The organism is Microcoleus sp. FACHB-68, from assembly GCF_014695715.1.
GTDB lineage: Bacteria > Cyanobacteriota > Cyanobacteriia > Cyanobacteriales > Oscillatoriaceae > FACHB-68.
In genome coordinates, this window is the sequence record NZ_JACJOT010000008.1 from 504,952 (window position 1) to 517,202 (window position 12,251).

The window sequence follows — 12,251 nt, forward strand, 5'->3', positions numbered from 1 at the left end:
TTTAGCGGTGATTCTGATAACAGCGTTGCCGATAAATTTGAGCGACTTGATCGCCTGGGTTGAGGCGCAGACACTCTTCAAACAATTGCGCCGCTTTGTTGAACTGTTCTAAGTTGTAGAGCGATAAGGCTTCTGTAAATGATTGTAGCGTATTTAATTTGCCGTTTTTGAGTGCCGGCGGGTCAGCTTCAAAGATTTCATAGACTGTGACGGATTGGGATTTACCTTTAACGTTTACGGTGTCTATGGTGCGAATTGCATAATCTGCCGGTTTCGTCAATCGTTCATAAGTTTGTTGGGTTATTAATAATGGCAGGCCATAATTTTTGGTTAAACCTTCTACGCGCGAAGCTAAATTTACCGCATCACTAATTACGGTGCCATCCATGCGATTTTGTCCGCCAACCGTTCCTAACATTAAGGTGCCGGTGTTGATACCAATGCCAATTTGAATAGGATGATAGCCCGAATGGATGCGATGTTGGTTGTATTGGGCAAGCCGATGAAGCATCGAAATGCCGGCTTTCACTGCATTATCTGCCTCGCCACTAAATAAGGCCATAATTGCATCACCGATATATTTATCGATAAAACCATTATTTTCAACGATTGCCGGTTCCATGCAAGACAGATAAGAATTAATAAACTTGAAATTATCTGCCGGATTCAGACTTTCTGATAAGGTTGTGAAGTCGCGGATATCGGAGAAGAGAATCGACATCTCTAGCTGTACGGCATCACCTAATTTGATCTCCGTAAGGCTTTCATAGCCCAGAAAAGATAGAAATTGATTGGGCACAAAGCGACTCGCTGCTTCGGCTAATTCTAATTCGTTATCTAGAGCTTTTTCTAAGTCATGATTTACTTCAGACAGCTCAGAATAAAGTTTGGCATTTTGAATTGAAATAGCAGCAGAGGAAGATAACAATTTTAAAACTTCCACTCGTTCAGGCGTAAAACTTCCTCTTGTTAAGTTATTTTCTAAATAAACAATACTAACGATTTTTCCTTGATTAATTAGTGGGACGCACAGAATTGATTTAGGTCGGCATTCTTTGATATAAGGATCGTTACTAAACTTTTCCTCACAACTCGCGTCATTTAATACGATAGTTTCTTTCGTTCTAGAAACATAATTAATAATTGTTGCAGCCAAGTTTTGAGAAGTTTCAACAGGAATTGATTGCAACACGGTTATCTGTTCAGAACTTACTGTTTCTATCGCATTATCGTGCGACGCTTCGCTAACCGCTTCAATCAGCAACCTTCCCTGACTTTCTAGAATCAGGTAGCCTTTTTGTGCCCCCGCATTTTCAATAAGAATTTTCATCAAACTAGACAGCAACTTATCCAGCACGATTTCACCAGAAATCGCTTGAGAAGCTTTCATTACTGAAGCAATATCAAGTGATGAACTTGAGCCACTGCTAGTTAGAGAGATAGAAATTTTAGTGTCTTTAATTCCGCCTTGAGCTGTCACCAATAACTGCCGATATCGTGTCTCTAAATTCTTAACCTTAGCAGTGGCACCCCATAGCTGATAACAGTAACGCGCTTCCTGCATATAGGCTTTGGCATTCAGATCCTTCCCTTTAGATAAATAAAATTTGGCTGCCAGTTCATAAGCAAATGCAGATTCATGGATATATTCATGTTCTTTGGCTAGGGAAATGGCGCGCTCATAATAGTCTAGAGCTAATGCACTTTTACCAAGAACTCGACACAGCTCTGCTTCCACCAGATAAAAGTTGTTTAAGTAGTTTATTGGAGCTAATTTTGCCCATTTCTTTATTTTATTTTGATTAGCTTTTACTTTCTGAAGTAATTGTTTTTGCTCAGTTTTAACAACAGTGGGATAGACAGCTAGCCGGGTTAAAGAGTCATAAAAATAAAAATAACCGATGCAAAGCGTTGCCGTAGCACTATCTAAATACTGCTCAGTAAAAGTTGCATTTGATAAAGCTTCAGGATACTGCTCTAATATGTAACAAAGAATTAGCTTATTTAAGTAAAGCGCAAAAAGTGAGGTGCGATCCTTTGCTTCAATTAGTAGAGGTATCACACTTTCTTCGTTGCACGCATCACCGGCTAAATTACAGGGATTTTCTGCTTGACTTAATAAGTTAAGAACGGCTTGGTGATAAGATTTTAACAAAGAAAGCGCTTGTTCCTGCTTCAATTGCTTCATCGCTTGGCTGTATGCTGCCATCTGAAGTTCTAGAGCCGGCAAGTCTTTGCCAATCATATACGAGTAACAGCAATAAGCAAAAGCTGCATAGGTAGCATACTCAAAATCTCCGGTTTCTAGCCCACTTTTATAAGCCTCTACTAAAGGTAATAGCTGTGCTGTAGCCGGTGCTTTCCAATGGCTGATGAAACAGCTCACAATATGGAGAGTTTTAGACTTAAACTCTCTGAGGCTGAATTTATCTAGTAACCTTAAAGATAATTGACCAAATTCATAACCCGACTCAATCTCTTGCACCACTCCACAAAGAATTAATCCATAACTACTATAGGCATCGATACACTTAGGACTGTTGCCGTGCTTGATTGAGAGAATAACCTGTTGAAACACAATCAACGGTAGAAGTTTAGGTGCGGCAAAATAGGCAGGAGAAAATATCCTTGACAGAATACGCATCGCTGCTAGTTTGTAAGGATCGGTCATTTGAGGTAGATCGACTAAATCTAAAATTTGTTTTCCTACCATCGCTAGCTTGATTTCCATTAATCCCATTAAAATATTTAAGGTATTCGGGTTTTTGGGGAGTTTCACGCCCACTTGCCTTAAAAATTTCAGTCCGATATCAATTGCTTCTTCTAGCTGGCTTTTTGCCGTAAATGCGGTTATTTTTACCTCAACAACTTTGATTTGATCCAGAACAGTTTTTGCTTTTTGCACCACAACTTCAACGATTTTGTCCATTTGTTCAAAATCGCCATTAAGATAAGCTGTTTCTGCGGCTTCTATAGATAATTCTAGAACCAACTCATACTGCCTCCGCCAGCCTTCTTTTCCTAACAGTTCTATGCCTGTTTGCAGATAACTGAAAGCTGCTTCATAGGCAGTAGATGCTTTAGCTTTTTTACCGGCTATGAGATTTAACTGAGCTAATTCGTCTTTTTCTTTTCGTTCAGTGATTAGTTCAATCCCAAAATTGAGTTGGTTAACAATGTCAAAGATTTTCTCTTCTCGCTTATCTAGAAGCGTATTTTGCAATAGCAGTCGCCCGATTTGCCGATGGATAATTAATTTCTCAGCTTCGGGAATCAAAGAATAAGCGGCTTGCTGAATTCTATCATGAACAAATTTATATTCTAGAGCGTGCAAATTAAGAGGAAGGACATCGTCAGAAAAGCCAAAATCACTGAGATTGCTCAGGATTACGACTAAACTTTTGGCAACTGCTGCCTCCAAGCTGCTCACAACGTCTTGCAAAGGTTTTTCACTACAAATTGCTAAGGTTGCTAACTCAAATTGATTGCCCGTACAGGCAGCGAGCTTTAACATCTCTTGAGTATTATTGGGCAGTTTTTGAATTTTGCTTGCCATCAACTCGACGACGTTATCAGTAAAGTCTCTAGCTAGAATTTCTGCTAAATCCCACTGCCACGTTCCCCGATCCATGAGAATTTTTGAATCTTGAGATTTAGATTCTGGTTGTTTAAAATTTAGTAAATTATCAGTGTATAGAGATTTTAAAAACTCACTCAAGAAAAAGGGATTGCCATCCGTCTTGAAAAGCAATAATTCGGCAAGTGGCTTGGCGATTTCTGCTTCACAATTAAGGGTATCTGAAATGAGTTGAATAACAGTAGTTAGCTCCAAGGGTGACAGAAAAATTCGATTAATAACTACACCATTTTTAGCGATCTCATCTAAAGTCAACGTTAACGGATGAGCTGAAGAAACTTCATTATCTCGATAAGCCCCAATTAAAAATAGCCCGCTTGGGGCAGCGCTCATTAACAGTTGCATCAGCTTTAAAGAAGCTCCATCTGCCCATTGCAAATCGTCTAAAAAGATGGCTAAAGGGTGCGAGGGTTGAGTAAAGACTTTGATGAAGTTCTGAAAGACTAAATTAAAGCGATTTAGAGATTCTGTTGGGCCTAATTCTGGAACGGCGGGTTGCTTGCCGGTGATTAATTCCACTTCAGGAATAACGTCTACAATTACTTGGGCATTAATCCCCAAGGCATCTAACAATTTCTCTCGCCATTCTTGAAGCGACTGGGTATTTTCTGTTAACAATTGTTTGACTAATTCGCGAAAAGCACTAACAATCGCACTATAGGGAATATTGCGCTGATACTGGTCAAATTTTCCTGAGATGAAATAGCCGCGCTTCTGGGTAACGGGTTTATAAAGTTCCTGTACTAACGCGGATTTGCCGATGCCAGAATAACCGGCTACTAACATCATTTCAGTTTGCCCCAAACAAACTTGCTCAAAAGCGGTTAGTAAAGTCTCAACTTCTCGTTCTCTGCCATAAAGTTTTTGTGAAATTTGAAATTTATCGGAAATATCTTGACCGGCAACCAAAAAATCTGATATCTTTCCGTTGCATTGAAGTTGATTCAAGCATTCTTTTAAATCTGCTAAAATTCCATAAACGCTCTGATATCGATCTTCAGCAGTTTTTGCCATCAACTTCATGACAATTGCTGAAACAGCGTTGGGAATTTCTGGATTGAGTTCTGATGGCGACACCGGCACTCTGGCAATATGACAGTGAACTAATTCCAGCGCATCATCCGTTTCAAAAGGCAATTGATTTGTTAGCAATTCATAAAACGTAACGCCAAGCGAGTAAAAATCTGTACGATAATCTAAAGCCCGATTCATTCTGCCGGTTTGTTCCGGCGACATATAGGCAAGTGTGCCTTCTAAAACGTTAGGATTTTTTAAAGCCGGTGTTTCCCGCGTTAACTTGGTGGAGATCCCGAAATCAATAATTTTTAATTGATGGGTTTCTTTGTTAAAAACAACATTAGAGGGATTAATATCTTTGTGGATAACATTTGCTGCATGAATCTGCCCTAATGCGTCTGTTGTAGCGATGGCAATTTGCAGAAATTCTTCTAAAGTAAATCGGCCCTGCTGCATCCAATATTTCAAAGATTTGCCGCCAAAATCTTCGAGAAACATCACAAGGGTATTTTGATATTTCTGTAAATCATAAACTTGAACAACCCCCGCCAGATTCAGCAACTTCGTGATTTGATATTCTGTGCGATAGCGAGTGAGTTCAGCCGGCGTCGGGTAATCTTGTTTGAGAACTTTGAGAATAACGGGTTGATGATCTGACTCCCGAATCCCTCCATATACTAGGGAGTTGGCGCTTTCATAAATTTGAGCTTTAACAGAAATGCCGGCAAGGGTGATCATATCAATAGTTTTTTGCTGTAAATAATCATTAATCTATCTTAGGATAGATACAATTATCATAAAACTTTAACTTATAAAATAACTTGTCTGCAATCGGCTCCCCAAGTAGCTTCAGCAATCCCCTAATTTTGGCTTCAACCCAATCCCCAAGCATCTGAGGGTAACTCTTGATCAGGTACGGTTTTGGGAGCCAACAACACAATAGTTTATGACTCCTCAAACTCATTGAAATTATTCGGTTAATGGGGACAGGGTTGAAGCCAGAAATTTGAGCCTTTAATTAAAAAGAATTCGAGGTGCCGGCAAAAGAATTAACACCAACAAAGCCAATGCGATTAATCCTAAAAAATCGCGTCGGTTATCAAGTTCACTGACATCATTAAGCGCCGGCTCATCACGGATAGGCATCACGATTAACAGCAGCGCCCACAGCAACAATTCAGGCCGGATAAAAGACAAAATTAACATCAAGAACCGGGCGACTTGACCCACAACTAAACTGGTGCGCTGTCCGAACATGGCATGAACGATGTGGCCGCCATCAAGCGGGCCAACCGGCATCAAATTGAACGCAGTAACAATCATCCCGACATAGCCGGCAACCGCAACCGGATGCAGCGAGATCGCCTTACCGGCACCCAGCGCACCGCCCAACGCCAGCTTACTCAACAGACTCAGCAACAGAAAAAAGTTAGGATTGAGCGCATCAAACGTTAACATCCCACCACTGGGAAGCGAGGGAACCACTTGAGAGTGAGCCAACCCCCAAACCAGCAGCGGCACCGTTACGACGAAGCCTGCTAAAGGGCCGGCAATACTGATATCAAACAGCGCTTTGCGATTCGGCACCGGCGATCGCATCTGTATAAACGCGCCAAACGTGCCCAAGAAAAAAGGCAAAGGAATAAAATAGGGCAGCGTCGTGCGAATTTGATAAAACCGAGCTGTCAAGTAATGGGCCAACTCGTGAACGCCCAAAATCGCCATCAGTGCCAAAGCGTATGGTAGTCCCTTAAGCAGTAAAGCTGGATTCGCCGGCAGCTTGTCAGCCATCCCAACCAGTTGAACCCCAAATCGCGTCGTCGTGAACAGCGTAATTACCAGCAGCGCTAACGCAAAAACAGGGCGCGTGATCAACTCAGGTTTTTGCCCTTCAGCCGCCTCACGGTAGGGGTTTGGCACCAGTGCAAAGAAAGGTTTGCGATTAAGAGTTTCTCGAAACACCAGTAAAAACCGATCACCAAATAAGGCGGTTATTTTTTCTTCAACAGTCTGGTAAGCCTCCTGTGGATTTGTCCGCAGCCGGCCCCAGCAGATCACCGCTTGAGGCCGGTATTCAATGTTTTGCAAATAATAAGTAGACCAGGGAAAACAATCGCGTAGCTGGGTTTCTTCAGCTTGAGTAATCGGACGCACAGACGGGCGATCCTTCTTAGAATCGTCTGTCTGAGGCGATTCATCAGCTAAATCTGGCTCAACCGGCTGCTTTGGTGGCATTGCCTCGCGCCGGCCCAAGTGAATTAGCCACCAGTAAATAGGCGGACAAATTACAAATGGGCCAATTGCCAGTGCCAGAGGCATGGGTTGGTCTTGGCCATAAATTAACACCCACGCGCACCAAACCAAAGCCGGTGCCATCATCACCAGCCACAAAATCCACACCGGCGTGCGGGTTACAGTAGCGACAGAGCGCTGCAAAATGAGATATGTAAACAGTCCTAGAAACAGGAGCAACCAGAGAACCATGCTATGCCCAAGCAACCACAGGCTGCCCTCGATACCGTTTATGCGTTTTCACCCAACCGAGATACCTTGGGAGCAACAGCCTATCTCATTGTAGAAAACCGTGCCAATATCCTCATCGACTGTCCGGCAATTGATGAGCTTAACTTAGAATTTTTGCAGCAGCAAGGCGGCGTGCGGTCGTTATTCCTCACGCATCGGGGCGCGATTGGCAAGGCAGAGAAAATTCAGCAAGAAACCGGCTGTGAAATCGTCATTCAAGAGCAAGAAGCCTATCTTTTGCCGGAATTAGCCGTAAAAAACTTTTCTGACGAGTTTACTTTCAGCCCTAGCTGCCAAGCCATTTGGACACCCGGACACTCTCCCGGTTCGTCTTGCCTGTATTATGCCGGCAGTGGCGGAGTGCTGTTCACCGGGCGTCATTTGCTGCCAAATCAACAAGGTGAGCCGGTGCCTTTGCGAACCTCAAAAACCTTTCACTGGCCACGACAAATCCGCAGCGTTCAGTCACTCATCGACCGTTTCACACCGGCAACCCTAAGTTATATCTGCCCTGGTGCCAACACCGGCTACCTGCGCGGTCAACGAGTCATTGATCGCGCTTACGGGCGATTAGCCCAGCTTGACTTAGAAGGTTGCCGGCAGTCTCAAGCCTTAGTTTAGTGCTGAGTCCTGAGTCCTGAGTCCTGAGTAGGGAAAGGCAGTGGCTAGTGGTTAGTAGTCAACTCTAGCCCCTAACCCCATGCCCAATGCCCCATGCCCCATGCCCCATGCCCCATGCCCAATCCCCCATGCCCAATGCCCAATCCCCAATGCCCCTTAATCCCGCGCTATCCCCTCTCGACGGGCAGCGTGTTGCACAGCAGCAGCAACAGTCGTGGCAACGCGCTTATCAAAGACTGAGGGAATAATATGCTCTCGATCTAAATCGGCAGGATTGACTAAAGACGCAATCGCCATTGCGGCTTCTAAATACATGGTTGTTGTGAGTGCTTGCGCCCGACAGTCAAGCGCCCCGCGAAAGATGCCTGGAAAGGCTAGGACGTTATTAATTTGGTTGGGGTAGTCACTGCGCCCTGTGGCCATAACAGCGACATCCATCGATACTAATTCTGGCTGTATTTCCGGGATGGGATTGGCCATTGCGAAAACAATCGGGTCTTTGGCCATTGAACGCACCATTTTGGTAGTGACAACTCCCGGAGCGCTGACGCCGATAAACACATCCGAACCTTCCATCGCATCCGCTAGAGTGCCGGCTTGCTCAACCGCAAATTCCCGCTTCTGCGAGTTTAAATCGGCCCGATCTTTGGAAAGAATGCCTCTGGAGTCGCACATCATGATAGCTTCAGCGCCGGCTTTATGCAGCAGGCGGGCAATAGCTACCCCAGCAGCACCGGCTCCATTAATCACGATTCGCACGCTATCCAGGGGCTTTTTCACCAGCTTCAGGGCGTTAATCAAGGCGGCTAAGGTGACGATGGCGGTTCCGTGTTGGTCATCGTGAAACACAGGAATATCTAGTTCTTGCCGCAACCGCGCTTCAATTTCAAAACACCGGGGTGCTGCAATGTCTTCTAAATTGACGCCGCCAAATACAGGGGCAAGATTTTTGACAGTTTCGACAATAGCATCCGTGTCTTGGGTGGCTAAACAGATGGGAAAAGCATCCAAGCCGGCAAATTCTTTAAACAGCATTGCTTTGCCTTCCATCACCGGCAAGGCTGCTGCTGGGCCAAGGTTGCCCAATCCTAAGACAGCACTGCCATCGGTGACAATCGCAACGGTATTTTGTTTAATGGTGAGGTTATAAACTTGTTCTGGGTCTTGTGCAATTGCCATACAGATCCGGCCCACTCCAGGGGTGTAGGCCATTGCCAGATCCGAATGGCTGTTGATCACCATTTTGCTCTCTATGCTGATTTTGCCGCCCCGGTGCAGGTGGAAAGTTCGGTCATACACGTTGATCAGTTGCACATCTGGCAGCGCTTTGACTGCTTCTACAATGGTTTCGATATGTTCTGTGCAAGTGGCATCGACGGTAATATCGCGAACGGATGTCTGGCGCGTTTGATCGACTAAATCAATTTGACCCAGGTTGCCGCCGACAGATCCAATAGCGTGGGTGACGCTAGCCAGCATACCCGCGCGATTGGGTAGCTGCAAACGAATCGTTAAACTAAAACTGGGGGTGGGTGTCAGATCTACCATGACTGCTTGCGTTCTCCTGTGGGGGGTCAAAATCTGGCAAGTAAATTTTTGTGTAGCGACATAACATAGCATATCTCTACGACAATCGTTCATAGCTTATGGGAACAACCGGCTCATAACTGTATTTATCTGCACCAATAAACACTTCTACCCTCATGCCAAGTCTCTATGTGGAAATCGAGATTAATGCACCCAAGCAGCGAGTTTGGCAGGTTTTGATTCAAAAAGACCAGTGGTTGCACTGGAATACGTTTTTGTTTGATCGCGAGCCGGCTCTGCCATTTGAGCAGGGGAAAGAAGTGGTACTTTGTGTGCAGCGCGTGCGCGGTGAGGAAGAGACAGAATTTGAGCCGGTGGTGACTTTAGTTCTGCCGGCAGTTTGTTTAAAATGGGTTTCTGCAATTCCGGGGTTTCGCCACGAATACATTTTTGAGCTGCAAGAAATTGGCGTTGGCCGCACTAAATACATACATCGAGAAAATTTTTCCGGTTTTCTGACTCGCGTATTTTTACCTTTTCTTCGTGATGATGAGAAAAAAGGCATGGAACGCATGGCCAAAGAATTGAAGCGCTATGCAGAGCGGTCTTAATGCCGGTATTTGAGCGTAATCAATCTTGTTTTTGTTGTTTTTCAAGTCTAAATAAATAAAAACTAACCAAATTTTAATATCATGTTTAAATATTTTCAATTTATTTATTAAAAAATAACTAAAATGATAAAATTGAGACAGGTTTAATTAATTTGAGGAAATTGCTCATGACAGTTTCAAACAGTCAAACCTCAACCGAGATTAAATATTCTTATACAGACAAGCACAAGCAAGGCGGGAAGCGATTCCCCGGTTGTTAGAATAGGGGTTAAATGTAGAACAAATGGCAGCAGCATTAAGCTTACCGGCATCTGAAGTAAAAGAAGTCGCTGAAGAACAGAGATAAGCACAGACCGCTTAAAACCGTACCCTAAAGCTTGCCGGCTATTCAATACCCTGATATGTTGACAAAAGCACTAAAAACTCAGCGGGAAAGCGCTATGACACAATCAGGGGGCAAAGTCTATCTAGTAGGTGCAGGACCGGCAGGTGCGTCCTACCTCACCGTGCGAGCGCAACAATTGCTCGCTCAAGCAGAAGTATTAATTTATGACGCACTTGTAGATGAGCAACTGCTGCAATTAGTGCCGGCAAACGCCACCTTATTTGATGTCGGCAAACGCGGAGGAAAACCCAGCACCCCGCAAGCAGAAATTGACTGGCTACTCGTGGAACAATGCCGGCAAGGAAAACAAGTTGTGCGGCTAAAAAGCGGCGATCCGTTTATTTTTGGCCGCTGCACCTCAGAGATCCAAGCACTAATAGAAACCGACTGTTCCTTTGAAGTCATCCCCGGACTTTCTTCTGCCCTAGCAGCACCTTTACTAGCAGGAATTCCCCTCACAGATCCAGTTTTAAGCCGATGTTTTGCCGTCTTAAGCGCCCACGAACCGGCTGAATTAGACTGGCAAACACTCACAGGTATAGAAACTTTAGTAATTTTAATGGGAGGACGCCAGCTTAGCGAAATTATTTACCAACTTCAGCGGCATGGAAAACCTCAGCAAACCCCCATTGCCATTATCCGCTGGGCCGGCCATCTTCAACAACAAATTTGGACCGGCACCTTAGCCGATATTCTTGAGCAAACAGCCGGTAAATCTTTACCGCCGGCAGTTATTGTCATTGGAGAAGTTGTGCGTCTCCGGCAGTTTTTGCAATTACCTGATTCGGAAAATCAGCAGCAGAAAACTGATTTTAACTTGCAACAGCCTTTAAGCAATAAAACCATTTTAGTCACCCGATCTGCCGGCCAGTCAAGCGAAGTTTGTGAAAGCTTGCAAAAAGTTGGCGCACAAGTTATCGAAATGCCGGCTATCGAAATTGGCCCCCCTTCCTCTTGGGAAGCGTTAGATCACGCCATTTCAAACTTAAAGGAATTTGACTGGTTAATTCTTACCTCCACCAACGGCGTAGACTACTTTTTCGAGCGATTAATTGCTTTAAAAAAAGACGCCCGCGATTTAGCCGGCCTTAAAATTGCTGTCGTTGGTGAAAAAACAGCAGCCAGCCTTAAACAACGCTATTTGCAGCCTGATTTCATTCCGCCCAATTTTGTTGCAGATGCCCTAGTTGATTATTTCCCGGAAAGCGTCGAAGGCAAAAAATTTCTATTTCCCAGAGTAGAAACCGGCGGGCGAGAAGTGCTTGTAAAAGAATTCACCGCAAAAGGTGCAAATGTAGTCGAAGTCGCCGCTTATGAGTCACGCTGTCCTGCCGTAATTGCCGCCGATGCCTGGGAAGCGCTGCAACAAAATTCAGTGGATGTCATTACCTTTGCCAGTTCCAAAACAGTGAAATATTTTTACCAACTTTTACAAAAAGCTGGTGTAGAAACTCACGGAATTACCTATTTATTGGGAGGTGTTTGTATTGCTTCAATTGGGCCACAAACTTCCAAAACCTGTAAAGAACTTCTAGGGCGCGTCGATATAGAAGCTCAAGAATACACAATAGAAGGATTGTGCCAAGCCATAATAGAAGCGCAAAGAAACTGAACTTATTTGAATGATGCCGGCAGACAAACAAACAAGTCAAAGAAACTTCCGCGCCCAATCCATTAAACCGCTGACCCTTAACTCATCTGTATATGCCGTCTGCACGCTGCGCTATCGTCTGTGTATGCCTATGCCTCCGGCACGCTACGCTTAACGGCTCGCTGCGCTATCCTCTGTGTATGGCTACGCCTAACGGCAGGCTGCGCTATCATCTGTGGTTAAAAATTACAAAATCCCCCTTAAATCTTACCTGAATAGCAGTCGGCTCAAATGTAAAACCTAACAAACTAAAAATTTGAATGCCTCTTTTCAACTGCC

At 44.3% G+C, this 12,251-nt stretch carries 6 protein-coding genes; 3 read left to right on the forward strand and 3 right to left on the reverse strand.

Annotation, left to right across the window (positions count from 1 at the left end; all coding sequences use genetic code 11):
* Position 1: 1 nt before the first annotated feature.
* Positions 2-5,392 carry an AAA family ATPase gene (locus H6F73_RS11100; protein WP_190758820.1) on the reverse strand — a complete coding sequence of 1,797 codons (5,391 nt, stop codon included), beginning with the start codon at positions 5,390-5,392 and terminating at the stop codon, positions 2-4.
* A gap of 276 nt (positions 5,393-5,668) precedes the next feature.
* Positions 5,669-7,138 carry a site-2 protease family protein gene (locus H6F73_RS11105; RefSeq protein WP_190758821.1) on the reverse strand — a complete coding sequence of 490 codons (1,470 nt, stop codon included), beginning with the start codon at positions 7,136-7,138 and terminating at the stop codon, positions 5,669-5,671.
* 3 nt (positions 7,139-7,141) lie between these two features.
* On the opposite strand from H6F73_RS11105, the gene H6F73_RS11110 reads away from it, so the two are divergent.
* Positions 7,142-7,798 (forward strand): MBL fold metallo-hydrolase, encoded by a 657-nt coding sequence (locus tag H6F73_RS11110; protein WP_190758822.1) that lies wholly within the window; start codon positions 7,142-7,144, stop codon positions 7,796-7,798.
* Positions 7,799-7,954: 156 nt separating this feature from the next.
* On the opposite strand, the gene H6F73_RS11115 is transcribed toward H6F73_RS11110, so the two are convergent.
* On the reverse strand, positions 7,955-9,346 hold the full coding sequence (locus H6F73_RS11115; RefSeq protein ID WP_190758823.1) for a malic enzyme-like NAD(P)-binding protein: 1,392 nt from the start codon (positions 9,344-9,346) through the stop codon (positions 7,955-7,957).
* 155 nt (positions 9,347-9,501) lie between these two features.
* Here H6F73_RS11115 and H6F73_RS11120 point away from each other — a divergent pair, with 155 nt between their 5' ends.
* Positions 9,502-9,936 (forward strand): SRPBCC domain-containing protein, encoded by a 435-nt coding sequence (locus H6F73_RS11120; protein ID WP_190758824.1) that lies wholly within the window; start codon positions 9,502-9,504, stop codon positions 9,934-9,936.
* A gap of 440 nt (positions 9,937-10,376) precedes the next feature.
* Positions 10,377-11,933, forward strand: a complete 1,557-nt coding sequence (gene cobA, locus H6F73_RS11125) for a uroporphyrinogen-III C-methyltransferase (protein WP_190758825.1) — start codon at positions 10,377-10,379, stop codon at positions 11,931-11,933.
* Positions 11,934-12,251 lie beyond the last annotated feature (318 nt).